A 24,945-nucleotide genomic window follows, 5' to 3' on the forward strand; every position below is an offset into this window, starting at 1 on the left:
CGTTCAGGCCGCGCGCGCGCCCAGCATGCGCAGGAACATCGCCGACAAGGGCCCGGACAGTTCCCGCGCATCCAGCCGGCCCTGCGCGATGCGCGCGTCCACGGCGCCGTGCATGCCGTGGTACAGCGCGATGGCGGTCAGCGCCACATCGTCCAGCGTCCAGCAGCCGGCGCGCGCGCCCGCTTCGAGAATGCCTTCCAACTGGTCCAGCACGGCGCTTTTCTCGGCCGCGCCGCGGTCGGGATGGCGGGCGTCGTGGAACACCACGTCATGCAGCGCATAGCCGTCGAAGTAGGCCTCGACGCCGGCGCGCGTCCAGGCGCGCAGCCGCGCCGCGCCGTCGTCCGGCGCACAGGCGTCCACCGCCTGCTGGATATGGTCCAGGAACCCCTGCGAGAACTTGGCGCGCAAGGCCGCCAGCATGTCGTTCTTGGACGTGAAGTAGTGATAGAACGTGCCCTTGGCCACGCCGGCCCGTTCCACGATCTCGTTGATGGTGGTCGCCTCGACGCCCTTCTGGATGAACAGCGCCTCCGCGGCGGCCATCAGCTCGTCCAGCCGCACCGCCGCGGGCTTGGTGCGCGGCTTCCGGACGGCCGCGGGGTCTGCGGGCGAGGAAAGCGGGTCTGGAGCGGCGGACATATCGGCAGGGATCCATTGAACGGCAAGGCGCCAGTGTAGAGGACGCGCCCGCCAGCGATCAAAATTTGAGAACGATTCTTTTTTCAATTGACCGACGGTCGGTCGACACCTAGAATACCCCTTCCCCCACCTCCTCCGCCGCTATGCATCCCGCACGCCGCCGCGCCCTGGTTCTGGCCGTCAACCTGGGCAGCTTCATCACCATCCTGGACATCAGCATCGTCAACGTGGCGCTGCCCACCATGCAGGCCGCCCTGCGCATCGACATGGCCGGGCTGCAATGGGTGGTGGACGCCTATGCGCTGTTCCTGTCCGCCTTCATGCTGTCCGCCGGTCCGCTGGGCGACCGCTACGGCCGCAAGCGCTCATGGCTGGCGGGCGTGCTGCTGTTCACGGCGGGCTCCGCCCTGTGCGGGATGGCGGACGGCCTGACGGCGCTGCTGATCGGACGCGCCGTGCAGGGCGTGGCCGGGGCCCTGCTGGTCCCGGGCGCGCTGTCGCTGCTGACGCAGGCGTTTCCCGATCCGAAGGAACGCGCCCAGGCCATCGGCGTCTGGGCCTCGTGCAACGCCATCTCGCTGATCGTCGGGCCCATGCTGGGCGGCGTGCTGGTCGCGCACTTCAATTGGCAGAGCATCTTCCTGATCAACCTGCCGGTGGGCGCGCTGGCCATCGCGCTCGGCGCCTGGAGCATCGCGGAAAGCGCCCATCCCGAGCACGCCGCCTTCGATCCCGCGGGCCAGGCGCTGAGCGTGCTGTGGCTGGGCGCGCTGACCTTCGGCCTGATCGCCGCGGGCGAACACGGCTGGGCCGCGCCGCAGGCCGCCGGCGCGCTCGCCGTCGCCGCCGCCGGACTGCTCGCCTTCCTGTGGGTGGAACATCGAGCGGCGCGCCCCATCCTGCCGCTGGGCCTGTTCCGCGACGCCGGTTTCGCCATCACCAATTTCGCCTCCTTCGTGCTGGGATTTTCCGCCTACAGCAGCCTGTTCTTTTTCTCGCTCTACCTGCAGCACGTGCGGGGCCTGTCGCCGCTGGCGGCCGGCTGGCAACTGGCGCCGCAGTTCGCCGCGGCGGGGCTGGTTTCCATCGTATTCGGCCGGCTCAATCTGCGCTTCGGCCTGCCGCGGCTGATGATCGCCGGCTACGCGCTCATCGGCGCGGCCATGCTGGGCATGACGAGCTTCGAGGCGCACACGCCCTACGCGGTGTCCGGATCCCTGCTGGTGCTGCTAGGCCTGGGCACGGGGCTGGCAGTGCCGTCGACCAGCATGGCCGTGATGGCCACCGTGCCGCGCGAGCGCTCCGGCATGGCGTCGGCCACCATGAACGCGCTGCGCCAGACCGGCATGACGATAGGCATCGCGCTGCTGGGCGCGCTGATGAGCGGGCGCGCGATCGACGCGCTGGCGGCCTCGTTGGCGCGGCTGGGCGCGCCCGACGCGCAGGCCCTGGCGCACGCCGCCGTCACGCGCCATGCCATGCCCGCGCAGCCCGCCAACGCGGCCGGGCTGTACACCGATGCGCTGGCCGGCGGCTTCCACGCCGCCATGCTCGCCGCGGGCGCCGCGTCTCTGCTGGCGGCGCTGTTGCTGGTGGCCGTCGCGCGCGGATCCAGGCGCGTGCTGCGCGCGGCATGACGGCCTGATTCCAACGCGCGGAAAGGCGGTTAGGCCGAAAACGCGGCGTGGTAGGCGACCTCGCCCTGCGCGGGGCGCGTAAAGGCCAGCGCCATGAAGTACTCGGGCGGCGCGCCCGGGTACTTCAGCCCCGCCTGGGCAAAGCCGAAGCGGCCGTAGTAGCCCGGATCGCCCAGCACCACGCAGCCCGCCGCGCCCAGCGCCCGAAGCCTGGCCAGGCCCTCCCGCAGCAATGCGGCGCCGATGCCGCGCCCCTGCCGGTCCGGCCGCACGGCCATCGGCCCCAGGCCATACCAATCGCTTGAACCGTCGCTTACCGTCACCGGCGAGAACGCGATGTGGCCCACTATGTTTCCGTCCTCCCAGGCCGCCAGCGACAGCGTCAACGCGCCGGCCTCGCGCAGCGCGCCGATGATGCGGCCCTCGGTCCCCTGGCTGTGGGGATGGTCTTTGAACGCGTCCTGCGTCAACGCGAAAATGGCCTCGCGGTCGCGGGGCGCTTCTGGAAGAATCTGCATGATTCCGCTCCTGCCGGTACTGCACGCGAGTGTAGCGCCCGCGGCTCGCGGCCATTCATCATTGACGCTGGGCCGCGCGCTGAATACAGTGGCCCCACCACCTACCTTTCGGATCCCTATGAACCGCTACCGCGTCGGCATAGCCGGCTTCGGCGCCATCGGCCAGGCCGTGGCGCAATCCCTGGACGCCGGGCTGCCCGGCCTTGCCCTGGCCGCCGTCGCCGTGCGCGACCCCAAGGCGCCGCCGGCCTTCGGCTGGGCCAACGGCGCCCCCGCCTTCACCACCATCGGCGCGCTGCACGAGCATTGCGACGTGGTCGTCGAATGCGCGCCCGCCGCCGTCTTCCGCGACATCGCCGAACCGGTGCTGCGCGCCGGCAAGAAGCTGGTGGTGCTGAGCTCGGGCGCCCTGCTGCGCCACGACGACCTGATCGAACTGGCTCGCGCCCACCAAGGCCAGATCGTGGTGCCGTCCGGCGCCATCCTTGGCCTGGACGCGATCACCGCCGCGGCCGAAGGCGTCATTCATTCCGTCACGATGATCACGCGCAAACCGGTGCGCGGCCTGCTGGGCGCGCCCTACCTGGCCGAAAACGACATCGACCTCTCGGCCATCGCCGAGCCCCGCCTGATCTTCCGCGGATCGCCGCGCGAGGCCGCCGTGGGCTTCCCGGCCAACCTGAACGTGGCGGTCAGCGTTTCCCTCGCCGGCATCGGGCCCGACCGCACGACCCTCGAAATCTGGGCCGATCCTTCCCTGGAACGCAATGTCCACCGCGTCGAAGTCGTGTCCGATTCGGCCACGTTCTCGATGGAGATCCAGAACATTCCCTCGGCCAATCCCAAGACCGGCCGCATCACCGCGCAAAGCGTGGTCGCCGCGCTGCGCAAGCTGACCGCCCCCTTGCGCGTGGGCACCTGATCAGGCCGCGGCGCGGCGCAACGGCATCGGCTCGCGCCGCGCTTCCATCGGCCCCATCGTCCAGTTGCCCGCGCCGTCCAGGTCCAGCCTATGGGTGTGGAACGCGTCCAGCGTGCTGCGATGGCCCACGCTGACCAGCATGCAGGACGGCAGCGCGCCGCGCAGCAGGCTGTACAGCGCGTGTTCCAGGCCTTCGTCGGTGGCGGACGTGGCTTCGTCCAGGAACACGATGGCCGGCCGGTTGAACAGCACGCGCGCGAACGCCACGCGCTGCTGTTCGCCGATGGACAGTATCCGGGCCCAGTCCGCGGCCTCGTCGAGCCGGCCGACCAGGTGACCCAGGTTGACCCGCCGCAGCGCGTCGGCCAGGCGGGCGTCATCCTCGGGCTGCGCCAGCCCCGGATAGGCCACCGCGCCGCGCAGGTCGCCCAGGGGCAGATAAGGCCGTTGCGACAGGAACAGCGCGGACGCGCCTTGCGGCCGCCGCACGCGGCCCCCGGCATACGGCCACAGGCCTGCCAGCGCGCGCAATAGCGTGGTCTTGCCGCTGCCCGAGGGCCCCTTGATCAACAGGGCCTGTCCGGGCCGCAACTGCAAATCGAGATCCCGCAGCAACACCGCGCCATCGGGCCGGCGCAATTGCACGCCTTCGATCTCCAACCCGTCGGGCAGCGCCTCCGACTGCACGGAAGGCAGGGCCCGCGCGGCCTCGTTGGCGTCCAGGAATCCGCTCAACCGGTCCAGGGTGGCGCGGTATTGCGCGAAGGTATCGTAGGAAGTCCGGAAGAACGACAGCGAATCCTGCACCTGCCCGAAGGCCTGCGAGGTCTGGATGACGTCGCCCAGCTTGATCGCGCCGCTGAAGAAGCGCGGCGCCTGCAGGATGAAAGGGAACACCACCGCCACCTGGCTGACCGACAGGTTGAAGCCGTCGAACTTCAGGCCCCGGTACACGCGCGCCCACAGGTTGGCGATGTAAGCCGTGAAGCGCGTCCACAAGGTGGCGCGCTCGACTTCCTCGCCCTGATAGAACGCGACGTTCTCCGCGTTCTCGCGCAGGCGCACCAGCGCGTAGCGGAAGTTCGCGGTCAGCCGTTCGGACAGGAAGTTCAGCCTGATCAGCGGCCGCCCGATCTTGAACGCGAACAGCGTCGCCACGATCACGTACAGGTACACCACGAACACCATGGCCCGCGGGATCTCCACGCCGGCCACCGTCAGCGCGCCGGACAGGCCCCAGAGGATGGACGTGAACGCCACCAGCGACACGATGGCGCTCAGCGCGCCGATCGCCAGCGTGCGCGAGCCGGTGACGAACATGGCGATGTCCTGCTCGATGCGCTGGTCGGGGTTGTCGACCGGCGCGTCCAGGAAATGGCCGCGATAGTACGCGCCCGCGCCCAGCCAATCGCGCGTCAGGCGCTCATTGAGCCAGACGCGCCAGCGGATATCGAAGGCCTGCCCGGCGTAGCTGTCGGCCAGGGTGCGCACCACGTGCACACAGGCGAGCACGGAAAAAATGCCCAGGAAGCGCCAGAACGCGGACTGGTCCAGCGCCTGCAGCGCGCTGTAGAAGCCGTTGTACCAAAAGGAAAACAGCACCGTCATGCGCACTGCGAACATCGCCAGGAACAGCAGCAGCGCCAGGGTCAGCAAGGGCCGCCAGCCGCGGCGGGGGCTGAGGTACGGCCACGCCAGCCGCCAGAACTTGCGCCCCCAGTCCGTGGTCCGCGCGAGCACGGCCGCGGCCAGCGCCAAGGCGACGGCGGTGATGCCGAACGCGCGCGCGAGCCACAGCGCGCTTTCCGCGAGTTGCTGCTGCCAATTCAGGTCCATGAGCCGGTTCCCTCCGATACGCGTTCCTTGTTAGACGGGAGGCGTACTTCGAGTTCCGGCGAAAGGCCTGTTTTAAGCCTCGCTTAAGCGTTTCGGCGGGGCAATTGAAGGCGCATTGAAAGCCAGGGCGTTCAGCGCGCGCCGAGGTCCAGATTGGCGAACAGGTCCGCCAGCGTCGGCACGGACCGCGCGGGCCAGATGGCGCTCAGGTCGAAGCTGGGCAGCGCCTGGCCGTCGCGCACTTCGCAGAAGCGCACGCCGCGGAAGTTCAACGACCGGATCCAACTGGGCAGCAGGGCCACCCCGCAGCCGCCCGCCACGCAGGACAGCACCGTCAGCGTGCGGTTCGCCTCTTGCGCCACGTGCGCGTCGTGCCCGGCCTTGCGCATGGCGTCCAGGATACCGGCGTAGAACGCCGGCAACTGGGACTGCGGATACATCACCAGGCCGGCCCGCGCAATCTGCGCCATGCTGACCTGGCCGTCGGCGGGCACATCGAGTTCGTCCGGCACGGCGGCCACCAGCCGGTCCCGCAATAGCTGGCGTTCGCGCATGCGGCCTCCGACCGCGACCGGCGTGTGCATCAGGCCGATATCGATCTCGCCGGTCTGCAGGGCTTCGGCCTGTTCGGCGTTGCTCATCTCGCACAGAATCACGCGGACGCCCGGTGCCAGCCTGCGCATTTCGCGCAGCGCGCGCGGCAAGGTATCGAACAAGGCCGACGACACCAGCCCGACCGTCAATTGCCCGGCGCTGCCGCGGCCGATCTCGCGCGCCCGCTGCGCGGCCGCGTCGATGCGCGCCACGCTGGCGCGCACGTCTTCAAGAATGGCCAGCGCGGCGGGCGTGGGCGCGGCGCCCCGGCGCGAGCGCTCGAACAGCCGCACGCCCAGGTCTTTTTCCATGCGGCCCAGCCCCTGGCTCAGGGCGGGCTGCGCGATGCCCAGCCACTCCGACGCGCGGCTGACGCTGCCGTGGTCGACCACCGCCAGGAAATAGCGCAGGTGCCGGGTTTCCATATCAGATAGATATATTTAAAGCAATTTTCCAGAATGGAAAATTATATATCGACTCCCTAGAATCCCGCCTTATAGAACAGCGCCGCCGGCCCCTGGCCGCGCGCACGACAAGGAGACCGTTTTGCCCCCGCCCGCCCATGGCGCCGCCGTCGACACCCACGCGCACGTATTCCGGCAAGGCCTGGCGCTTGCCCAGGTGCGCCGCCATACCCCCGACCACGACGCCACGCTGGCCGAGTACCTCGCGCTGCTGGACGCCCACGGGCTGAGCCACGGCGTGCTGGTGCAGCCCAGTTTCCTGGGCACGGACAACAGCTACCTGGTCCAGGCGCTGCGCGCCGCGCGCGGCCGGCTGCGCGGCGTCGCGGTCGTGGCCGAGGACATCGCGGAAACGGCGCTCCACGACCTGGCCGAGGCCGGCGTGGCCGGCATCCGGCTGAACCTGATCGGGCTGGACCTGCCCAGCCTGCAAACGCCCGCCTGGCAGACCCTGCTGGCCCGCGTCAACGCGCTCGGCTGGCACGTGGAACTGCATGTGCAGGCCGCGCGGCTGCCGGACATCGTGCCCGCCCTGCTGGCGGCCGGCTGCCGCATCGTGGTGGACCACTTCGGCCGCCCCGACCCGGCGCTGGGCACGGCGGATCCCGGTTTCCGCTACCTGCTGCAGCAGGCGGACAGCGGCCGCGTCTGGGTAAAGCTGTCCGCCCCCTACCGCAATTGGCCGGCCTCCGCCTGCGCCACGTCGGGCCGCGAGGCCGCGCAACGGCTGCTTGCGGCGTACACCCCCGAACGGCTCATGTGGGGCAGCGACTGGCCCCACACCGAGCACCGCCACCTGGCGTCCTACCCCGCGGCGACGCAATGGCGGGACGCCTGGATCGACGACCCCGCGCAACGGCGCGTCCTGCTTGCCGACACCCCATTGCGGCTGTTCCAATTCCAAGGAGACGAATCATGACCCATCTGTTGAACCGCCTGGCGCGCCGCGGCGCGATGCTCGCCGCGGCCGGACTGCTTGCCGGCGCGGCCGGCGCCGCGTCGGCCGCCTACCCCGAACGCGCCGTGACCCTGGTGGTGACCTATCCTCCCGGCGGCACCGTGGACGTGGTCGCGCGCCTGATCGGCCCCAAGCTGGCCGCCGAACTGGGCCAGCCTGTCGTCATCGAGAACCGCGGCGGCGCGGGCGGCATGATCGGCGGCGCCGTCGTCGCCAAGGCCCAGCCCGACGGCTACACGCTGATGCTGGACGCCTCCAACCACGCGCAGAACCCCGCGCTGCATTCCAGGATGCAGTTCGACACGCTGACCGCCTTCGCGCCGGTGTCGCTGCTGCTGCGCGTGCCCAACGTCCTGGTCGTCACGCCGTCGTACGAAGTGAAGACGGTGGCCGACCTGATCAAGCTGGGCCAGCCCGGCGCCAAGGACCACGTCTACTTCGCCTCGGCCGGCCCCGGTTCCGCCCAGCACCTGGCCGGCGAACTGTTCAACCTGCTTGCCAAGACCGAACTCCAGCACGTGGCCTACAAGGGCGGCGGCCCGGCCATGATCGACGTGATGTCGGGCCAGGTGCCCGTCATGTTCGCCAGCATGGGCTCGGCCTGGCAGCACGTGAAGAACGGCAAGCTGCGCGCGGTGGCCGTGGGCGGCCTGGAACGCTCCAAGGCCGCCCCCGACCTGCCCACCATCGCCGAATCCGGCGTGCCGGGCTACGAAACCTATGAATGGAACGCGGTGTTCGCGCCGGCCGGCACGCCGCCCGCCATCGTGGACCAGGTCTCGCAAGCGCTGGCCAAGGTGCTGAAGGATCCGGCGATCGCCGAACAACTGGCCGGCATCGGCGCCGAACCGATCGGGTCCACGCCGGCCGAACTGGACACCTTCCGCCGCGCCGAAATCGACAAGTGGCAGCGCGTGGTGAAGGAAGCCGACCTGCGGCTGGATTGAGCCGCGCCGGGCCCGCGGGCCCGGCTATCATGGTCCCTGGCACAGCAATCCGGCAGGGACAGATACATGGAAAAAATCCGGCTCGACAAATGGCTCTGGGCGGCGCGCTTCTACAAGACGCGCAGCCTGGCCGTGCAGGAAATCGGCAAGGGCCGGGTGCTGGTGAACGACCAGCCCGCCAAGCCCGCGCGCGAAGTCGCGCCCGGCGACCTGGTCGCCATCCGCAAGGAAGACCCCGCGCTGCGCGTGCGGGTCGTGGCCGTCAGCGGCGTGCGCGGCCCCGCGCCCGTGGCGCGCCAGCTCTACGAAGAAACGCCTGACAGCGTGGCGGCGCGCGAACGCGCCGCGGAGATGCGCCGCCTCGCGCCCGAGCCGGCGCTGGGCATCGAGGCGGGACGGCCGACCAAGCGCGACCGGCGCCTGATCGACCTGATGCGCGGCAAGTAGCCGGACCGGGTTCCGGTCAACTGCCGATGAAGGCCAGCAGGTCCGCATTCACCTTGTCCGCCTCCACCGCGCACATGCCGTGCGAGGCGCCCGCATAGACCTTGAGCGTCGCGTGCTTCAACAGCTTCTCGGCGCTGCGCGCCGAGGCGTCGATCGGCACGATCTGGTCGTCGTCGCCATGCAGCAGCAGCACGGGAATGTCGATCTTCTTCAGGTCGTCGGTGTAGTCCACTTCCGAGAACTCGCGGATGCAGGCGTACTGCCCCACGATCCCGCCCGACATGCCCTGCGCCCAGAAGGCGTCGATGGTGCCTTGCGCGGCCTTCGCCCCGGGACGGTTGAAGCCGAAGAACGGCATCGCCAGGTCCTGGTAGAACTGCGAACGGTTGTCGGCCACGCCCTTGCGGATGCCGTCGAACACGTCCATCGGCAGCCCCTTGGGATTGGCGGCCGTCTTCAGCATCAGCGGCGGAACCGCGCCGATGAGCACGGCCTTGGACACCCGCTTCGCGCCGTGCCTTCCCAGGTAATGCGCCACCTCGCCGCCGCCCGTGGAATGGCCGATCAGCACGGCGTCGCGCAGGTCCAGGTGGTCGATCACCGCGGCCAGGTCGTCCGCGTAGGTATCCATGTCGTTGCCTTGCGGGGGCTGGCTGGACCGGCCGTGGCCGCGCCGGTCGTGCGCGATGACGCGGAAGCCCTGGTTGGCGAAGAACAGCATTTGCGGATCCCACGCGTCCGAGTTCAGCGGCCAGCCGTGGGAGAACACGAGGGGACGGCCCTGCCCCCAGTCTTTGTAATAGATGCGGGTACCGTCTTTCATGGCGACTGTATTCATCGTTGTGCTCCATCGTGCGAGAGAAGGGAGGAACGGCGTGAATCACCGCACACGTTACGCGGCGCGCGCCGGCTTGAACAGCCCTCGGAAAGACGTATGCGTCCCTGAAAACCCGGCCCGCCGGCCGCGCCGGAGATTAAGATAGAGGCTTTTGCGCGCGCCCATCATGAAACGCAGTTCCGCAGGCGGTCTCGTCTATTCCACGGAAGGCGGCCGGATGTGCCCGGAATGCCGCAAGCCTCTTGCGCAGTGCCTGTGCAGGCAGGCCGACAGGCCCGCGCCCGCGGGCGACGGCGTGGCGCGCGTGTCGCGCGAAACCAAGGGGCGCGGCGGCAAGAGCGTGACCGTGGTCAAGGGGCTGGCCCTGGACCCCGCCGCGCTGGCGGCGCTGGGCAAGCAATTGCGCGCCGCCTGCGGTTCAGGCGGAACGGTCAAGGACGGCGCGATCGAAGTGCAGGGAGACCATTGCGAACGGATCATGGACGCCCTGCAGAAACACGGCCATCGCGCCAAGCGCGCCGGCGGCTAACCCCAGACCGAGAGCAAACAATGACAGACCCGACCACAACGCACGTCACCAGTTGGCATGCCCACGTGTACTTCGACGCCGGCAGCCGCGACGCCGCGTTCGCCTTGCGCGAGCGGATCGCGGCGAGGTTCGACGGACAAATGGAACTGGGACGCTTCCACGAGCGCCCCGTCGGCCCGCATCCCCAGTGGAGCTACCAGATCGCCTTCGAGCCCGGGCGCTTCGCCGAGATCGCGACCTGGCTCGCGCTGCATCACGGCGCCCTGGACGTCTTCATGCATCCCAACACCGGCAATTCCCTGCGCGATCACCGCGACCGCGCCGTCTGGATCGGGCGCAGCCACGAACTGAACCTGCGCGCGCTGGGCGCCTGATCAGAGCGCGCGGCCCACGATCAGCGAATCCAGCGACATGGTGGAGTCTTCGCTCCTGCCCTCGTACGGCAGCCGGGTGAGCACATAGCGCATGGCATTGAGCCGCGCGCGCTTCTTGCAGTCCGACTTGACCACGACCCACGGCGCGTCGGCCGTGTCGGTGTGCGCGAACATCGCTTCCTTGGCGCGCGTGTAGTCGTCCCACTTGTCCAGCGACGCCAAGTCCACCGGGCTCAGCTTCCATTGTTTGAGCGGATGGACCTTGCGCTGCTGGAAACGGCGGCGCTGTTCCTCCCGGCTGACCGAGAACCAGAACTTGATCAGGTGGATGCCGCTGCTGACGAGGTGGCGCTCGAAGTCCGGCACCTGGCGCAGGAAGTCCAGGTACTCCTCATGCGTGCAGAAACCCATCACGCGCTCGACGCCGGCGCGGTTGTACCAGGAGCGGTCGAACATGACGATTTCGCCGGCCGTGGGCAGGTGCTGCACGTAGCGCTGGAAGTACCACTGGCCGCGCTCGGTGTCGGACGGCTTTTCCAGCGCGACCACGCGCGCGCCGCGCGGATTCAGGTGTTCCATCATGCGCTTGATGGTGCCGCCCTTGCCCGCCGCGTCGCGGCCTTCGAACAGGATCACGACGCGCTGGCCCGTGGCCTTGACCCAGGCCTGCAGCTTCAGCAGTTCGACCTGCAAGCGGTACTTCTGCTTTTCGTAATTGCGCCGCAGCATGCGGTGGCGGTAGGGATAGATGCCTTCGCGCCAATCCGCGACCAGTTCGTCGTCGGGATTGCGGGGCAAGGCCGGCGCTCCCGCGCCCGCTTCCAGCAGGGCGCGGTGCACGGCGTGCGCATCGTCCGGCGACAATTCCTCGATGACCGAACGCAGGGCCTCGCGCGCCTGGTCGGGCGCGCTGACGCGGTGGCGGCGAGCGATGTCCGCCAGCACCGACACGGCCTCCTGGCGCGCGGCGTCCGTGCGCGCGGAAATGCGCTTGCGGATTTCCAGCACGGGCACGGCCGCCTCTTCGTCCCGCGCGCCGGAAGCGGTCTTCGCGGTCTTGGACGGGGCGGCCTTGCGGCTGGTGGTTACCGGGGTGACGACGGTCTTGACGGCCTTGCGGGCCGGCGCGGCGCGCCTGGCGCCGCCGGCGCGCTTGCGCGGCGTGGCCGCGAGGTCCTGGTCGATGGCGTCTGGCGTCTTGTCCGTCACGGGTGCTCTCCTGGTTGCGCTTGCCGTCGGGTCCGCGGCGGCCCGCGCCCTTTCCGGCAGACGGCCGAAACCGGGCGCGGCAACCGGCGCGGATTTGACTTGAATAGACGGTTGTAACATTTTTGCGGAGCCAGGGTCCGCCACCGCGCTACACGCGATCCAGGCCCTGCCTGAGGTCGGCCAGGATGTCCTCCGGGGTCTCCAGGCCCACGGACAGGCGCAGCAGGCCTTCGGACAGGCCGTAGCGCTCGCGGTCTTCGGCCGAATAGCTCGCATGCGTCATGGACGCGGGATGCTGGATCAGCGTCTCCGGGTCGCCCAGGCTGACCGCGATCCGGGCCAGCTTCAGGCTGTTGAGCAGCGTCCGCCCGGCGGCGAGCCCGCCCTTCAGTTCGAACGCGACCAGGCCTCCGCCGGCCGCCTGCTGGCGCCGCGCGATCTCCGTGCCCGGCGTATCGGGCAGGCCGGGATAGAACACGTCGGCCACCGCGGCGTGCCCGCGCAACAGCTCGGCCACCTTCCTGGCCGATTCGCTGTGGCGCTGCACGCGCAGTTCCAGCGTCTTGATGCCGCGCAGCACCAGGAACGCCGTGAAGGGCGACAGGGTCGCGCCGGTGAAGTAGCGCAAGCCTTGCAGCCGGATCGCGTCGATGTGTTCCTTGCGCCCCAGCACCGCGCCGGCCAGCAGGTCGCCGTGCCCGCCCAGGTACTTGGTGGCGGAATGCAGGACGATGTCGGCGCCGTGCTCGATCGGGCGCTGCAGCACCGGCGTGGCGAAGGTGTTGTCCACGATGGTCAGGAGCCCCTTGCCGCGGGCGATGGCGGACACGGCCGCGATGTCGACCAGGCGCAGGTTCGGATTGGCGGGAGTCTCGAAATAGACGGCGCGCGTCTTGGGGCCGATGGCGGCGGCCACGGCTTCGGGGCGGGTGAAGTCGGCGAACACCGCGCGCACGCCGAAGCGCGTCAGGCCTTGCGCGAAGAGCGTGAAGGCGGTGCCGTACACGATCTGGTCCACCACGATTTCGTCGCCGCTCTGCAGCAGCGTGAACAGGGTCGCGGAGATGGCCGCCATGCCGGAGGCCGTGGCCACGCCGGCCTCGGCGCCTTCCAGCGACGCGAGCCGCTCCTCCAGCAGCGCCTGCGTCGGGTTGCGCGTGCGGCCGTAGACGTAGCCCTGCCTTTCGCCCAGGCGGATCTGGTCGAAGGCCTCGATGCTGTCCTGGGTGTACGTGGACGTCAGGTAGAGCGGCGGCGACAGCGCGCCCTGCTCGTCCAGCGGGTCGTAGCCCAGGTGGATGGCGCGCGTGGCGAAGCCGTGTTGCGGGGTATCGGACATCTCTGGATTCCTATCGTCAGGGTGGGCAAGGGCATGCCGCCCTTGCGCGGAAATCAACGTTTGTGGTCGGCGCGGCGCGACAGCCATTCCCCGGTGAACTGCACGATCGACACCAGCGCGATCAGGATCACGATCACCTCGAACATCACGCGGGTTTCGTAGCGTTCGTAGCCGTAGCGGATGGCGAGGTCGCCCAGGCCGCCCGCGCCCACGGCGCCCGCCATGGCCGAGGCGTTGATCATGGCGATCACGCTGACGGTCATGCCGCCGATGATGCCCGGCAGGGCTTCGGGCAACAGCACGTGGCGCACGATGTGCCAGCGCCGGCAGCCCATGGCGCGCGCGGCCTCCACCAGGCCGTGGTCAACCTCGTTCAGGCTGACCTGCGCGATGCGCGCGAAGAACGGCACCAGGTTGGCCGACAGCGGCACGATGGCGGCCCACGTGCCCAGGGTGGTGCCCACCAGGAAGCGCGTGAAGGGCAGCATGGCCACCAGCAGGATGATGAAGGGGATGGCCCGGAAGGTGTTCACCGTGATCGACAGCGCCTTGTTGAAGCGCGGCCGGGGATACAGGTTGCCGGGCGCGGTCACGGTCAGGACCACCGCCAGCGCCAGGCCGGCAACGATCGCGATGGCGGCCGACACGCCCACCATCGCCAGGGTCTGCAGGAACGCCTGCAGGTACTTGTCAAGCATCGGCAGCGACATAGCCCAGCACCTTGATCTGATCGGCCACCAGCGCGGCGCGCGCGGCCTCTTCCTGTAATGCGCCGGCGGGCACCGACACCAGCAGACTGCCTTGCGCGTGGCCGCGCAGACGGTCCAGTCCTCCATGCAACAGCGTCGCGCCCGGCCCCAGCGCGGCCAGCGCCTGCAGCGATACGCCCTCGGGCCGCCCCTGCCCCGTGAAACGCAGGCGCAGCACGGCCACGCCGTTGCGGCCGCGCAGGTCCGGCACCAGCCTGGCCTCCAGGTCCGCGGGCAGGTCGTGCTGCAAGGGGCGCAGCAAGGCGCGCGTGGCGTCCGCCTGCGGATTGCCGAAAACGCGCCAGACCTCGCCTTGCTCGACCTTGCGGCCGCCGTCCAGCACCAGCACCTTGTGGCAGATTTCGCGGATCACCGCCATATCGTGCGTGATCAGCACCACCGTGAGGCCCAGCTTGCGGTTGATGTCGCGCAGCAGGCTCAGGATGGCCTGCGTGGTTTCGGGGTCCAGCGCCGACGTGGCTTCGTCGCACAGCAGGATTTCGGGTTCGTGCACCAGCGCGCGCGCGATGCCGACCCGCTGCTTCTGGCCGCCGGAAAGCTTGGCCGGATAGGCGTCGGCCTTGTCGCGCAGCCCCACCAGGTCCAGCAGGGCATCGACGCGGGCCCGCGCCGCCGCGGGCTTCACGCCCGCCACCCGCAGGGGCAAGGCGACGTTCTCGGCCACCGTCTTGGCCGACAGCAGGTTGAAATGCTGGAAGATCATGCCGATGCGGCGGCGCAGCCCCACCAGCGCGTTCTCGTCCAGCCCGCCCACGTCCACGCCGTCGACCCGCACGCGGCCGGCGGTGGGCCGTTCCAGCATATTGATGGAGCGCAGCAGCGTGGACTTGCCCGCGCCGCTGCGCCCGATGATGCCGAACACCTCGCCGCGGGCGATGGAGAACGACACGTCGGACAGCGCCGCGACCGGCCCCTGCGCGCCTTCGTAGCGCTTTTGCAGTCCTTCGAACACGACGTGCGCGTCGACGGTCTGGGGCGGCGGCGCGGCGGCCTGCTCCCCGATGGAGAATTCGTGTTGCATCATTGCTCAGAAAACCGGGATCACCGAACCTTCGTACTTGCTCAGGATGAACTGGCGCACTTCCTCCGAGTGATACGCCTTGATCAGCTCGGGCACCCACGGCGCGTTCTTGTCCTTCTCGCGGACCACGATGATGTTCACGTAGGGATTGTTTTCTTTCTTCTCGACCGCGATGCCGTCGCGCGTGGCGATCAGCCCGGCCTGGTAGGCGAAGCTGTTGACGATGGCGGCGGTGTCCACGTCGGGCAGCGAGCGCGCCAGCACGACGGACGCGCTTTCGACGAACTCGAGCTTCTTGGGATTGGACGTCACGTCCGCCAGCGTGGCCGTGCCCGTGGCCGGATCGAAGCCGTCCCTCAGGGTGATCAGGCCCTGGTCGCGCAGGATGACCAGCGCGCGCGTCTGGTTGCTGGGATCGTTGGGAATGCCGACGCGGGCGCCGTCCGGCAGGTCCTTCAGCGACTTGTACTTGCGCGAATAGAACGCGATCGGCGAGATCAGCGTATTGGCCACCGCCACCAGCTTGTAGCCGCGCTGCTTGATCTGGTCGTTCAGGAAGGGAATGTGCTGGAAGGCATTGGCCTCCAGGTCGCCGTTGTTCAGCGCCTCGTTGGGGCTGGCGGTGCCGGTGATGACCACGGGCTCCACGGCCAGGCCGTTCTTCTTGGCGACCTGGGCCACCACTTCCCAGATCTGCTCATCGACGCCGCCGCGCACGCCGACCTTCAAAGGCTTGGGGTCGGCCGAAAAGGCGGGCCCATGGAACATCGCCGCCGAGGCCAGCACCACGCCAAGCAGCTTCTTGAAAAAACGGGGAGTCATATTGAAATCGCCTCTCAGGCTAAGCGGTTATGAGAGAAACGATTCTAGGGATGGGGGTCCGCCCGGCGAACGAATACTTCGTTGAGTCCTTATTACAGGGTTGTTTGGTTATGGCCGCGCGGCATATGCCGGCGGCGGAAGCCCGGCGCGCGGCCTCAGAAGGGCTTGACGACGACCAGCGTCACGATCGCGGCGGACGCGACGACGGTGACGGGCGCATACAGGTCGACCAGCGGCGGACGCCGGGCGCTGCCGTCCGCCATGCGGCGCAGGGCCGCGGTCTGGATGCCCAGCAGCGCCGACAGCCCCAGCGCGAAGCCGATCTTGATCCAGATCCAGCTCATGGCGAACCAGCCGAAGGTCACGGCCAGGTGCAGGCCGATCAGCCAGGTCAGCACCATGGCCGGCGTGGTCACGAACAGCGTCCATCGTCGCAGGGCGCCCAGCATCCTGCGTTCTTTCGGGGCTTCGTCGCCCTCCTGCGGCTGCGAGGACAGCAGGAACAGCGACACGAACAGCGAGCCGCCCAGCCAGGCGGCCACCGCCGCGACGTGGAGCATTTTCAGGAGTTGATAAGTCATGGCCCGGATTATCGCCGCTCGCGGGCGCCGGCAGGAACCGCCGCGCCGCATCCGTTTGCGCTACGGCAAACCGGCACCCTGCCCGGCCGCGTCCGGGCCCGCCGGCGCGGGGGTGGCGGGAGCGGAAGCGCCCGTCGCGGGGGTGGCCGGCGCCGGGCTTTCCGCGGGCGCGGCCTTGCCGCCGCTGCCGGGCGCGTCGGCGGCCGCCGCCGGGTTCAAGGTATCGGCCGGCGCGTTCGGAGACACGGCGGGCTCGGCGGGCGCGGGCTTGGGCGGCGCCTTGGCGCGGGCCGGGTTCGCGGGCGCCGCCTGCGGCGCGGAGGCGGCCTGGGCGTCCGGCAGGAAGCGCTGCAACAGTTGGAAGAACCCGTCGTAGAACTGCGGGCGCGCCACCGTCTGGCTGGCCGTCTTCACCAGCGAGTCGTCGCTGGCGCCGAACGGCATGGACACCTGGCCCAGCACGCTCACGCCCACGCTGGCCGAGTTGGCGGTGCGCTTGATCGAGTAGCGGTCCTGCACCGCGTTGGCGAACACCGTCGCGCGCTCGTTCGAGTTGCCGTCGGAGGCGCACTCGATATTGAAGCTGATCTGCGTGTGCTGGCCGTCTTCGCCCTGGAAGTTCTTATGTCCCGTCACCCGGGCGCCCTCGAACTTGTCGATGTTGTAGCCCTGGCTCAGCAGGGCGCGGCGGCCGGCGTCGCAGGCGGCGGCGCTGCCGGCGGGAACCGTCCGCGAATAGGTGTCGCTCTGGGCGAAGTTTTCTTTTTCGAATTCGGGTTTGGGGGATGAGCACCCTGCCAGGACGCCCGCCAGGACAGCCAGCAGCGCAACAGATGGACGGCGGATAACACGGGGCATGAATAAGGGTCCGGCTTGAAGCAACAAAAACGGGTTATAGCGCATCCTCGCCGGGATTCCTTTACCAGGAATGTGCAGTTCAACAGAGAGGTAACAGGGGAAATGGGGACGTGCTTTCCGCCATCCCCGCCCCGGAAACCGCCAATCAGGGCCTGGGCAGGCGCCTGAGCCAGCTATCCCATGAATCGATTCGCAGGGGGATGGAAAACGTCCGCTCGTAGCCGTGGCGCTTCCTGCTTTCGGCCAGATCGTCTATTCGTCCCGGCTGCCATAGACTTCGCCGAACAGCGCGCGCTTCAGCGCTTCGATGGAGTTGGTTACCGAAGGGTCCGTTGAAACTGGGACTAACCCTGGGTCTCATTCCGTGGAATTTTGGCTATTCTCTCCCAGTCGATCCAAAACCCCGCAGAAGAGACCTGCCCCCGCGGCGGGCGCCGACGGAGCAACCGCCCCGGAAACTCTCAGGCAAACAGGACTGCGCGGTCTAGACAATCTGGAGAGAGGCGCCGCGCGCGCCCACCGAAGGGGAACCCGCCGCCGTCCGCGCGAACGGGTGAAGCTCTCAGGTACAGAGACAGATGGGGTGCTGCGGCCGGGTGGCCGCGGCCACTCGACCCTGGAGCGACCATGCCCCGCATCGCCATCATCGGCGCCGGTATCACCGGCGTCACGTCCGCCTACGCCTTGAACAAACTGGGATACGACGTCACCGTTTACGACCGCCAGCGCTATCCCGCCATGGAAACGTCCTACGCCAACGGCGGCCAGTTGTCGGCCAGCAACGCCGAGGTCTGGAACAGCGTGTCCACCGTCATGAAGGGCCTGCGCTGGCTCGGGCGCCACAATGCGCCGCTGCTGCTCAACCCCAGGTTCAGTTGGCACAAGTATTCCTGGCTGGCCCAGTTCGTCGGGCAGATCCGGCACTACCGCCAGAACACCATCGCCACCACGCGCCTGGCCATCGAAGCGCGCCAGCACTTGTTCGCCATGGCCGAAGAGGAAGGCATAGACTTCGACCTGGAGCGCCGGGGCATCCTGCACATCTACCATGACGCCGCCAGCTTCGAAACCGCGCGCCGCGCCAACGCGCTGCTGCAGGAAGGCGGGCTGGAACGCTATGCCGTGTCGGCCGAGGAAGCGCGCCGCATCGAGCCCGCGCTGCAGACCGACTGCCATGGCGGTTTCTACACCCCGTCGGACGCCACCGGCGACATCCACAAGTTCACCAGCGGCCTGGCCCGCGCCTGCGAACGCCGGGGCGTGCGCTTCGTGCAGGACGCCGAGGTCCGGGACATCGTCCATGAAGGCGGCGCCTATCTGCTGGACATCGCGGGCGAAGACGGCGCGCGGCCCGGCCAGCGCGAATCCGCCGACGCCATCGTCATCTGCGCGGGCGCCGCGAGCCGGCAATTCGCCAAGCGGCTGGGCGACTCGCTCAACATCTATCCGGTCAAGGGCTATTCCATCAGCGTGCACCTGGACGACGCGCAAAGCCGCGCCGCCGCGCCCGGCGTGAGCCTGCTCGACGAAGCCGCCAAGATCGTCACCAGCCGGCTGGGCGACCGTTTCCGCGTCGCCGGCACGGCCGAATTCAACGGCTTCAACATGGACATCCGCGCCGAGCGGGTCCAGCCGCTGATCGACTGGACCCGCCAGCACTTCCCCGGCATCCGCACGTCGCGCGTGGTGCCATGGTGCGGGCTGCGCCCGATGACGCCGAACATGATGCCGAGGGTCGGCCCCGGCAAGCGGCCGGGCGTGTTCTACAACACGGGCCACGGCCACCTGGGATGGACGCTTTCGGCGGCGACGGCGCAATTGCTCGCGGCCAGCGTGAAGGGGGCCATGGCCGGGGCTTGATGGCCGCGGCGTTCAATGCGCCGCGACCGCCTCCCTGCTGCCCTGCCCGGCCGCGCGCGGCGCCGCGTCCGCGCCGCGCGGGCCGGCATCCTTGCAGATCTTCCCGTCCTTCATCACCAGGCTGATCCGTTCCGGATCGACCAGCAAGGACAAGTCATCCAGCGGATTGCCGTCCACCATGACGATGTCCGCCAGGTAGCCGGGGCGCAGCATGCCTATTTCATCCGGCCGCAGCATGATCTGGCCGCCCAGCCGGGTGGCCGCCACCAGCGCTTCGGTGGGCGTCATGCCGATGTAGTCGACGAAGTACTGGAGGTCGGTGGCGTTGGTCCCATGCGGCATCCACGCGAAGCCATAGTCTCCGCCGGGCAGGATGCGGATGCCGCGCTTGTGCATTTTGCGCAGCGATTCCGAGGCGATCTCCAGTTCGCGCTTGTAGCCCATCTTTTCGGCGATGGCGGGCGTGATGCCGTAATCGGAGGCATTGAAGGCCGTCCTGACCAGCCAGCCGATACCCGGCGCGACGAAGTGCCTGTCCTTGTTGGCCTCCAGCATATCGAGCGCCTCTTCGTCGGCGAAGCTGGCGTGATAGATGATCTCGATGCCGTGGCGCACGCACTGTTTGACCGATTCGCTGGAACGCGCGTGCGCCGCGACGCGCTTTCCATAGCGCCTGGCCTCGCTGGCCAGCATGGCGATCTCGTCCTCGGCGAACGGCGACATCTCGGCCGGCAACCCGGCGATGTACTCGCCCGACAGGTTGATTTTCAGATGATCGACCCCGTACTTGATGAACGTCCGCGCCGACCGCCGGATCTCTTCGGGGCCGCTGCACACACTGCCGAAGCTGAGCGCCTCGAACGGCATGTGCGGCAGCGTATTGTCGCCCAGCGCGCCGATTGTCGTGATCTCCTGGCTGCCCGCCAGATAGCGCGGCCCCGGGCACTCCCCCGCGTCGATCGCGTTGCGCAGCACCACGTCCAGGCGCGGTTTGGCCGCCGCGGCGCCGATGGCCGAGGTCCAGCCCATTTCCAGATACCGCTTCGCCACGCGCACACACCACAGTATGTGTTCTTCCGGCGGCATGAATTGGATCGCGGAAAGCGAGGGCTGGTCATTCCACGAAAAATGCGTGTGCGCCTCGGTCATCCCGGGCATCAGGAAACGGCCCTGGCCGTCGATGACGCGCGCGCCTTCCCTTTCCACTTGGCGCGGCGAACGCGCGACCTCGGCGATGCGCGCATCTTCGATCAACACCTCGCCTTTGAAGGGCGCCTCGCCGCCGCCATCGAAGACGGCGACGTTGGTGATGGCAATTCTGGACATGACAAGTCTCCTCCGGCCCGCGGCGCGGGCCGATTTCTTATGTTGAAACGCCGGGAAAACGGCAGTTAGCGCAGCGCCGCGTAGAACTCCCGCAAGGCCTCGACGCAGGCGTGGGGTTTTTCGTAGGTCGTCCAGTGGCCGCAATCTCCGAGGACGATCTGGCGGCTGCCGGCGATGCGGGCCGCCAGTGCCTCGACGTTGGCCGCGGGCGCCACGCCGTCCTGGTCGCCGGTCACCAGCAGCGCCGGCACGGCGAGTCCCTCCACGGCGGCGGGTTGCGCGGCGGCCAGCGCCTCGCAGCTCTGCGCATAGCCTTCGGGCGGCTGCCGCATCACGCTCTCGCGCACCAGCGCCAGCACCGCGGGCTGGTCCCGCTTGGTCTGGGCGCTGGTTGCCCCCTTGACGATGGCATCCGCGATTTCCTGCATCGCCGCGTCGCCGCCGCGGGCCAGCTCCGCCCGCCGCCGGATGCCGGCCCGGCCGGCGTCCGGCGGCGCCGCGAGCGGACCGAACAGCGCGAGCGACCTGACCCGGGCGGGATGCGCGACGGCGAAATGCTGGGCCACGATGGTGCCCAGCGAATGCGCGGCGACGTGCAGCGCGTCGACCTCCAGTTCATCGAGCATCCCGGCCAGCGCGCCGACGTACGCATCGATGGACAGCGCCTGCGGCGCCAGCGCCGACCGCGCGCTGCCCGGCAGGTCCGGGCGAATGACGCGGAAGCCCTCGAAGGCATCCATCACGGGCGTCCAGGTATTGGACGAACCGCCCAGGCCGTGTATGCACAGCAGCGCCGGCCCCTGGCCGTCGATCTCCACGGCCAGGCCGTTGACGTAGTGCGTGCTCATGTCCGTTCCTCGACAAAAGTGTTCTCGATCGTGCCCAGGCCGTCGATCTCCACGCGCACCACGTCGCCCGCGGCGAGATAGCGGGGAGGCTGCATGCCCATGCCGACGCCGGCAGGCGTGCCCGTCGCGATCACGTCGCCCGGATAGAGCGTGATGCCGCGCGAAATCGTTTCGATCAAGGACGGAATATCGAAGATCATGTTTTCCGTCGGCCCGTCCTGGCGCAGCTCGCCATTGACCCAGCAGCGCACGCGCGTGCGGGTCCCGTCGAATTCGTCCGCCGTGGCGATCCACGGCCCCATGGGGCAGAAGGTATCGAACGACTTCCCCATGTCCCACTGCTGGTGCCGCATCTGCACGTCCCGCGCGGTGACGTCGTTGACGACGGTGTAGCCGAAGACGTGGGCCAGGGCGTCGGCGCGCGGGATGTTCTTTCCGCCTCTGCCGATCACGACCGCCAGCTCGGCCTCGTAATCGATCCGGTCCGAGACGCCCGCGGGCAGCAGCACGTCGGCCCGCGGCCCCACTACGCACTCGGGCACTTTGGTGAAGACGATGGGCCAGGACTCGGGATTCGCGTCGTTGTCCTTGAAGACCGAGGCCGAGAGTTCCTTCGCGTGGGCGTGGTAGTTCCGTCCCACGCACCACAGGTTGCGGCGCGGCCTGGGCAATGGCGCCAGCAGCGCCACTTCGGCGAGCGGCAGCGCCTCTCCCTTGCCGGGCAACGCCCGGCCCGCGGCGAGCAGGTCGATCACGGCCTGGGCTCCGGCTCGCCGTTGCTCCGCGTCCAGCGCCAGCGGCGCCACGGTCATGCCGTCGCCGGATACCAGGCCCACCTCCTGCCTTCCATTCACCATAAAGCTAGCAATGCGCAATGCTGTCTCCTTCTTCGTCCTGAACAAACCCCCGATACGCCGGCAGGTGATCGGGACTTTATCGGCGCGAGCGGCAACGTGCTTATCGCCGGGTCCGCGGACTTATCGCAGAGTCAGATCTTGTGCTAGGTGAATACACCTACGCCGGACAAGGGCGCAAACGCCCATAAAATTCTCGCAAGCGCCGCGCCCGCCCGAAGCACTCGCCGCCCCGCAGAAGCCCGCTTTCGCGAGGGGACGATACAAATGGAGACAGAGATGCAGGAGACTTATGCCTTGCACGAAGGCGCGTTCGGCCGCGCCGTCGTGCTGGAACTGCGCGACGACCTGATCGCGCATGCGCACGCTGAAGTGCAGCTCGCCCTCTGGCTGGGCGGCGCGCGCGTGGAAGGCCACGTCGGTCAGACACTGGTGCCCTACAGCGAACACCTTGCGCTGGGAACCAATACCTATGAATCGCACGATGCCCGGCTGCTGGACCGGTCGGGCCCCGCCATTTTCCTGGTGCTCTACATCGCCAAGCCCTGGCTGGACGAGCGCCGGGCCGCCACCGGCCGTCCCTTCCATTTCGCCGCGCCCGGCGTCCCCATCGACGCCGCCGTGCGGCAGGGCTGCTGGCGCCTGCTGGACAAGATCGTCTCCCCGCACGAGCACCCGGGCGCCGATCTCGACGCGGAGGTCGAGGCCCTGCTGCAAGCCGCCATCGAATCGTCCACCGGCCCCGGCCGGACGGACCGCCCCGTATCGGCGGCGCCCGCGCTGGACCGCAGGCTGCGCGCGGCCATCGCCTATATGCGCGAGCACGTCCACGAACCGATCGCGGTGGAAGACGTCGCGAGCCGGGTGGGATTGTCCCGCGGCCATTTCTTCGCGCTCTTCCGGGACCAGCTCAACACGACGCCGCAAGTGTTCTGGAGCGCCGTGCGCGTCGAGGAAGCCGTGCGCCTGCTGGCGCACCAGGAACAGCCGCTGACCTCGGTGGCGCTGGATCTGGGCTTTTCCACGCCGGGCAACTTTTCCCGTTTTTTCCGGGAACACATGGGCGTGTCGCCGTCCCGCTTCCGGCGCGCGGCCACCGGGCCCGCGCAGCACCTGCTGACCGGCGTCTCCTGAACCCGGCACCGGCCGGATGCTACGGCGCCGCGCAAGACGCCGCGCGGCCCTCGCGCGCTTCGCTCCACTCCCGGCGATCGCTATTGAAATGCGCGCCACGGCTTTCACCGCGCTCGCTCGCCGCGCGCACGATCAGGTCGGCCACCAGCGCCAGGTTGCGCAGTTCCAGCAGGTCCAGGCTCAGGCCTTCGCGATGCAGCCGCGCGTCCATCTCGGCGCGCAGCGGCCCGACGAAAGCGGCCGCGCGCCGCAGCGCGGCGTCGCTGCGCACGACGCCGACGTCGCGGCTCATCAGTTGGCGCAGGTCTTGCCGCAGGCGCGCCAGGTCGGGGGACGCCGGCCGCGGCGCCGCGGCCGCGGGCCGCCCTTCCCCGGCGGCCCGGACTGGCGTTGCCGCAAGCCGCAGGATGTCCTGCGCCGCGGCGCGTCCCATCACGGCGCATTCCAGCAGGGAGTTGCTGGCCAGGCGGTTGGCGCCGTGCAATCCGGTGCACGCGGCCTCGCCGATCACGTACAGCCCCGGCAGGCCGCTGCGTCCCGCGACGTCCGTGACGACTCCGCCGCAGGTGTAGTGCGCGGCGGGCGCGACGGGGATGGGCATGGCCGCGATGTCGATGCCCAGCGCCAGGCACCGTGCATGGATGGTGGGAAAGTGCGCTTGCAGGAAATCCCGCGGCTGGTGGCTGATGTCCAGGTGCACGCAGTCCAGGCCGTGGCGGGCCATCTCGGCCTGGATGGCGCGGGCGACGATGTCGCGCGGCGCCAGTTCGGCGCGCGGATCGTGCGCCGGCATGAAGCGCGTGCCGTCCGGCAGGCGCAGCAGGCCGCCTTCGCCGCGCACCGCCTCGGAGATGAGGAAGCCGCCGGCTTGCGGATGATGCAGGCCCGTGGGATGGAACTGCGTGAATTCCATGTTGGCGACCTGGCACCCGGCGCGCCACGCCATGGCGATGCCGTCGCCCGTCGCGGCCGCCGGCGCGGTCGTCGTCCGGTACACCTGGCCGGCGCCGCCGGTGGCCAGCACCACGTGGGCGGCGGCGGCATCGAACGCCCGCCCGCCGCGCACGTCCAGCAGGCGCACGCCGCGGCAGGCGGCCCCGGCGGTTCCGGGTTCGCCCGCCAGCAGCAGGTCCACGGCACAGTGATGCTCCAGCAGCACGATGCCGTCCCGCCCGCGCGCCCGGCTGCCCAGCGCGGCCACGATGGCGCTGCCCGTCGCGTCGGCCGCGTGCGCGATGCGGCGCAGTCCGTGGCCGCCCTCGCGCGTCAGGTGCAGGCCCCCGCGTCCGCCGGTGAACGCGACGCCGTGCTCTTGCAGCCATGCGATCGCACCGCGGGCCCGGGCGATGATGTCCCGCGTGGCGGGCAGGTCGCACAGGCCGGCGCCGGCGACGAGCGTGTCGCGCACGTGCGCCTCCACGCTGTCGCCGTCCGCCAGCGGCGCGGCGATGCCGCCCTGGGCGCGGTTGCTGGCGCTGTCGGCCAGGGCGCCCTTGGACACCAGCGCCACCCGCCGCCGAGGCGCCAGTTCCAGCGCGGCGGCCAGGCCGGCCAGCCCGCTACCGATGATGATGACGTCGAATTCCATGTGCCGGCTCTCCGGTAAGGGACGATGAG

At 69.3% G+C, this 24,945-nt stretch carries 25 protein-coding genes and 2 riboswitches; of the genes, 9 read left to right on the top strand and 16 right to left on the bottom strand.

What is annotated here, in order from left to right:
- Nucleotides 1-3 precede the first annotated feature (3 nt).
- Nucleotides 4-642, bottom strand: a complete 639-nt coding sequence (locus tag WHX56_RS24205; RefSeq protein WP_338879214.1) for a TetR/AcrR family transcriptional regulator — start codon at nt 640-642, stop codon at nt 4-6.
- Between the two features lie 143 nt (nt 643-785).
- On the opposite strand from WHX56_RS24205, the gene WHX56_RS24210 reads away from it, so the two are divergent.
- Complete coding sequence (locus WHX56_RS24210; protein ID WP_338879215.1) at nt 786-2,279, top strand: MFS transporter; 1,494 nt, start codon at nt 786-788, stop codon at nt 2,277-2,279.
- Nucleotides 2,280-2,308: 29 nt separating this feature from the next.
- On the opposite strand, the gene WHX56_RS24215 is transcribed toward WHX56_RS24210, so the two are convergent.
- Complete coding sequence (locus WHX56_RS24215; protein ID WP_338879216.1) at nt 2,309-2,797, bottom strand: N-acetyltransferase; 489 nt, start codon at nt 2,795-2,797, stop codon at nt 2,309-2,311.
- A 118-nt stretch (nt 2,798-2,915) separates the two neighbouring features.
- Between WHX56_RS24215 and WHX56_RS24220 the strand changes: the two genes are divergently transcribed.
- Nucleotides 2,916-3,719 carry an aspartate dehydrogenase gene (locus WHX56_RS24220; protein WP_129246837.1) on the top strand — a complete coding sequence of 268 codons (804 nt, stop codon included), beginning with the start codon at nt 2,916-2,918 and terminating at the stop codon, nt 3,717-3,719.
- Here WHX56_RS24220 and WHX56_RS24225 read toward each other — a convergent pair whose 3' ends face one another.
- Both WHX56_RS24225 and WHX56_RS24230 read right to left on the bottom strand, forming a co-directional pair.
- Entirely contained in the window at nt 3,720-5,555 is a 1,836-nt protein-coding gene (locus WHX56_RS24225; protein ID WP_338879217.1) for an ABC transporter ATP-binding protein/permease, read from the bottom strand.
- A gap of 131 nt (nt 5,556-5,686) precedes the next feature.
- On the bottom strand, nt 5,687-6,574 hold the full coding sequence (locus WHX56_RS24230) for a LysR family transcriptional regulator (protein ID WP_129246834.1): 888 nt from the start codon (nt 6,572-6,574) through the stop codon (nt 5,687-5,689).
- 121 nt (nt 6,575-6,695) lie between these two features.
- On the opposite strand from WHX56_RS24230, the gene WHX56_RS24235 reads away from it, so the two are divergent.
- From WHX56_RS24235 to WHX56_RS24245, 3 genes are all read left to right on the top strand, one after another.
- Nucleotides 6,696-7,532 carry an amidohydrolase family protein gene (locus WHX56_RS24235; protein WP_338879218.1) on the top strand — a complete coding sequence of 279 codons (837 nt, stop codon included), beginning with the start codon at nt 6,696-6,698 and terminating at the stop codon, nt 7,530-7,532.
- On the top strand, nt 7,529-8,518 hold the full coding sequence (locus WHX56_RS24240; RefSeq protein ID WP_129246830.1) for a tripartite tricarboxylate transporter substrate binding protein: 990 nt from the start codon (nt 7,529-7,531) through the stop codon (nt 8,516-8,518). The genes WHX56_RS24235 and WHX56_RS24240 overlap by 4 nt, the downstream gene beginning before the upstream one ends.
- Before the next feature lie 66 nt (nt 8,519-8,584).
- Nucleotides 8,585-8,965 (top strand): RNA-binding S4 domain-containing protein, encoded by a 381-nt coding sequence (locus tag WHX56_RS24245; RefSeq protein WP_287755471.1) that lies wholly within the window; start codon nt 8,585-8,587, stop codon nt 8,963-8,965.
- Between the two features lie 16 nt (nt 8,966-8,981).
- On the opposite strand, the gene WHX56_RS24250 is transcribed toward WHX56_RS24245, so the two are convergent.
- Nucleotides 8,982-9,803 (bottom strand): alpha/beta fold hydrolase, encoded by an 822-nt coding sequence (locus WHX56_RS24250; protein WP_129246826.1) that lies wholly within the window; start codon nt 9,801-9,803, stop codon nt 8,982-8,984.
- A gap of 166 nt (nt 9,804-9,969) precedes the next feature.
- Here WHX56_RS24250 and WHX56_RS24255 point away from each other — a divergent pair, with 166 nt between their 5' ends.
- Entirely contained in the window at nt 9,970-10,332 is a 363-nt protein-coding gene (locus WHX56_RS24255; RefSeq protein WP_129246824.1) for a translation initiation factor Sui1, read from the top strand.
- A 20-nt stretch (nt 10,333-10,352) separates the two neighbouring features.
- Nucleotides 10,353-10,706, top strand: coding sequence for a DOPA 4,5-dioxygenase family protein (locus WHX56_RS24260; RefSeq protein ID WP_338879219.1), 354 nt, complete (start codon nt 10,353-10,355; stop codon nt 10,704-10,706).
- Here the strand turns inward: WHX56_RS24260 and ppk2 are convergent, their stop codons facing one another.
- The 7 genes from ppk2 to WHX56_RS24295 form a co-directional block, all read right to left on the bottom strand.
- Nucleotides 10,707-11,915: a polyphosphate kinase 2 gene (gene ppk2 / locus WHX56_RS24265; protein ID WP_338879220.1), complete on the bottom strand. Its 1,209-nt coding sequence runs from the start codon at nt 11,913-11,915 to the stop codon at nt 10,707-10,709.
- A 148-nt stretch (nt 11,916-12,063) separates the two neighbouring features.
- Nucleotides 12,064-13,254, bottom strand: a complete 1,191-nt coding sequence (locus WHX56_RS24270; RefSeq protein ID WP_338879221.1) for a trans-sulfuration enzyme family protein — start codon at nt 13,252-13,254, stop codon at nt 12,064-12,066.
- 53 nt (nt 13,255-13,307) lie between these two features.
- A complete protein-coding gene (locus tag WHX56_RS24275; RefSeq protein WP_287755854.1) occupies nt 13,308-13,964 on the bottom strand; it encodes a methionine ABC transporter permease in 657 nt (218 codons plus the stop codon).
- A complete protein-coding gene (locus tag WHX56_RS24280; protein WP_338881830.1) occupies nt 13,945-15,045 on the bottom strand; it encodes a methionine ABC transporter ATP-binding protein in 1,101 nt (366 codons plus the stop codon). Before WHX56_RS24280 ends, WHX56_RS24275 begins: the two co-directional genes overlap by 20 nt.
- A gap of 6 nt (nt 15,046-15,051) precedes the next feature.
- Nucleotides 15,052-15,867 carry a MetQ/NlpA family ABC transporter substrate-binding protein gene (locus WHX56_RS24285; RefSeq protein WP_129246813.1) on the bottom strand — a complete coding sequence of 272 codons (816 nt, stop codon included), beginning with the start codon at nt 15,865-15,867 and terminating at the stop codon, nt 15,052-15,054.
- A 155-nt stretch (nt 15,868-16,022) separates the two neighbouring features.
- On the bottom strand, nt 16,023-16,448 hold the full coding sequence (locus tag WHX56_RS24290; RefSeq protein ID WP_338879222.1) for a CopD family protein: 426 nt from the start codon (nt 16,446-16,448) through the stop codon (nt 16,023-16,025).
- Nucleotides 16,449-16,508: 60 nt separating this feature from the next.
- Nucleotides 16,509-17,306 carry a DUF2242 domain-containing protein gene (locus tag WHX56_RS24295; protein ID WP_338879223.1) on the bottom strand — a complete coding sequence of 266 codons (798 nt, stop codon included), beginning with the start codon at nt 17,304-17,306 and terminating at the stop codon, nt 16,509-16,511.
- 396 nt (nt 17,307-17,702) lie between these two features.
- Nucleotides 17,703-17,794: riboswitch (glycine riboswitch) on the top strand.
- 1 nt (nt 17,795) lies between these two features.
- A riboswitch (glycine riboswitch) is annotated at nt 17,796-17,888 on the top strand.
- Between the two features lie 45 nt (nt 17,889-17,933).
- Between WHX56_RS24295 and WHX56_RS24300 the strand changes: the two genes are divergently transcribed.
- Nucleotides 17,934-19,166, top strand: coding sequence for a D-amino acid dehydrogenase (locus WHX56_RS24300; RefSeq protein WP_338879224.1), 1,233 nt, complete (start codon nt 17,934-17,936; stop codon nt 19,164-19,166).
- A 12-nt stretch (nt 19,167-19,178) separates the two neighbouring features.
- Here WHX56_RS24300 and WHX56_RS24305 read toward each other — a convergent pair whose 3' ends face one another.
- The 3 genes from WHX56_RS24305 to WHX56_RS24315 form a co-directional block, all read right to left on the bottom strand.
- Complete coding sequence (locus tag WHX56_RS24305; protein ID WP_338879225.1) at nt 19,179-20,492, bottom strand: amidohydrolase family protein; 1,314 nt, start codon at nt 20,490-20,492, stop codon at nt 19,179-19,181.
- 65 nt (nt 20,493-20,557) lie between these two features.
- Nucleotides 20,558-21,340 carry an alpha/beta fold hydrolase gene (locus tag WHX56_RS24310; RefSeq protein ID WP_338879226.1) on the bottom strand — a complete coding sequence of 261 codons (783 nt, stop codon included), beginning with the start codon at nt 21,338-21,340 and terminating at the stop codon, nt 20,558-20,560.
- On the bottom strand, nt 21,337-22,215 hold the full coding sequence (locus tag WHX56_RS24315) for a fumarylacetoacetate hydrolase family protein (RefSeq protein ID WP_338879227.1): 879 nt from the start codon (nt 22,213-22,215) through the stop codon (nt 21,337-21,339). The genes WHX56_RS24310 and WHX56_RS24315 overlap by 4 nt, the downstream gene beginning before the upstream one ends.
- Nucleotides 22,216-22,473: 258 nt before the next feature.
- Here WHX56_RS24315 and WHX56_RS24320 point away from each other — a divergent pair, with 258 nt between their 5' ends.
- On the top strand, nt 22,474-23,328 hold the full coding sequence (locus WHX56_RS24320) for an AraC family transcriptional regulator (protein ID WP_338879228.1): 855 nt from the start codon (nt 22,474-22,476) through the stop codon (nt 23,326-23,328).
- A gap of 19 nt (nt 23,329-23,347) precedes the next feature.
- Here the strand turns inward: WHX56_RS24320 and nadB are convergent, their stop codons facing one another.
- Nucleotides 23,348-24,916 carry an L-aspartate oxidase gene (gene nadB / locus WHX56_RS24325; RefSeq protein ID WP_338879229.1) on the bottom strand — a complete coding sequence of 523 codons (1,569 nt, stop codon included), beginning with the start codon at nt 24,914-24,916 and terminating at the stop codon, nt 23,348-23,350.
- Nucleotides 24,917-24,945 lie beyond the last annotated feature (29 nt).

Source organism: Achromobacter veterisilvae (assembly GCF_037619525.1).
GTDB lineage: Bacteria > Pseudomonadota > Gammaproteobacteria > Burkholderiales > Burkholderiaceae_B > Achromobacter > Achromobacter veterisilvae.

Excerpts from the sequence above, each read along its gene's own strand:
- WHX56_RS24240 (WP_129246830.1), top strand. The coding sequence starts at position 7,529 with ATGACCCATCTGTTGAACCGCCTGGCGCGCCGCGGCGCGATGCTCGCC.
- WHX56_RS24290 (WP_338879222.1), bottom strand. The coding sequence starts at position 16,448 with ATGACTTATCAACTCCTGAAAATGCTCCACGTCGCGGCGGTGGCCGCC.
- WHX56_RS24250 (WP_129246826.1), bottom strand. The coding sequence starts at position 9,803 with ATGAATACAGTCGCCATGAAAGACGGTACCCGCATCTATTACAAAGAC.
- WHX56_RS24205 (WP_338879214.1), bottom strand. The coding sequence starts at position 642 with ATGTCCGCCGCTCCAGACCCGCTTTCCTCGCCCGCAGACCCCGCGGCC.
- WHX56_RS24320 (WP_338879228.1), top strand. The coding sequence starts at position 22,474 with ATGCAGGAGACTTATGCCTTGCACGAAGGCGCGTTCGGCCGCGCCGTC.
- WHX56_RS24280 (WP_338881830.1), bottom strand. The coding sequence starts at position 15,045 with ATGCAACACGAATTCTCCATCGGGGAGCAGGCCGCCGCGCCGCCGCCC.
- WHX56_RS24260 (WP_338879219.1), top strand. The coding sequence starts at position 10,353 with ATGACAGACCCGACCACAACGCACGTCACCAGTTGGCATGCCCACGTG.
- WHX56_RS24310 (WP_338879226.1), bottom strand. The coding sequence starts at position 21,340 with ATGAGCACGCACTACGTCAACGGCCTGGCCGTGGAGATCGACGGCCAG.
- WHX56_RS24305 (WP_338879225.1), bottom strand. The coding sequence starts at position 20,492 with ATGTCCAGAATTGCCATCACCAACGTCGCCGTCTTCGATGGCGGCGGC.
- nadB (WP_338879229.1), bottom strand. The coding sequence starts at position 24,916 with ATGGAATTCGACGTCATCATCATCGGTAGCGGGCTGGCCGGCCTGGCC.
- WHX56_RS24270 (WP_338879221.1), bottom strand. The coding sequence starts at position 13,254 with ATGTCCGATACCCCGCAACACGGCTTCGCCACGCGCGCCATCCACCTG.
- WHX56_RS24215 (WP_338879216.1), bottom strand. The coding sequence starts at position 2,797 with ATGCAGATTCTTCCAGAAGCGCCCCGCGACCGCGAGGCCATTTTCGCG.
- WHX56_RS24285 (WP_129246813.1), bottom strand. The coding sequence starts at position 15,867 with ATGACTCCCCGTTTTTTCAAGAAGCTGCTTGGCGTGGTGCTGGCCTCG.
- WHX56_RS24275 (WP_287755854.1), bottom strand. The coding sequence starts at position 13,964 with ATGTCGCTGCCGATGCTTGACAAGTACCTGCAGGCGTTCCTGCAGACC.
- WHX56_RS24220 (WP_129246837.1), top strand. The coding sequence starts at position 2,916 with ATGAACCGCTACCGCGTCGGCATAGCCGGCTTCGGCGCCATCGGCCAG.
- WHX56_RS24295 (WP_338879223.1), bottom strand. The coding sequence starts at position 17,306 with ATGCCCCGTGTTATCCGCCGTCCATCTGTTGCGCTGCTGGCTGTCCTG.
- WHX56_RS24255 (WP_129246824.1), top strand. The coding sequence starts at position 9,970 with ATGAAACGCAGTTCCGCAGGCGGTCTCGTCTATTCCACGGAAGGCGGC.
- WHX56_RS24210 (WP_338879215.1), top strand. The coding sequence starts at position 786 with ATGCATCCCGCACGCCGCCGCGCCCTGGTTCTGGCCGTCAACCTGGGC.
- WHX56_RS24245 (WP_287755471.1), top strand. The coding sequence starts at position 8,585 with ATGGAAAAAATCCGGCTCGACAAATGGCTCTGGGCGGCGCGCTTCTAC.
- WHX56_RS24230 (WP_129246834.1), bottom strand. The coding sequence starts at position 6,574 with ATGGAAACCCGGCACCTGCGCTATTTCCTGGCGGTGGTCGACCACGGC.
- WHX56_RS24225 (WP_338879217.1), bottom strand. The coding sequence starts at position 5,555 with ATGGACCTGAATTGGCAGCAGCAACTCGCGGAAAGCGCGCTGTGGCTC.
- WHX56_RS24300 (WP_338879224.1), top strand. The coding sequence starts at position 17,934 with ATGCCCCGCATCGCCATCATCGGCGCCGGTATCACCGGCGTCACGTCC.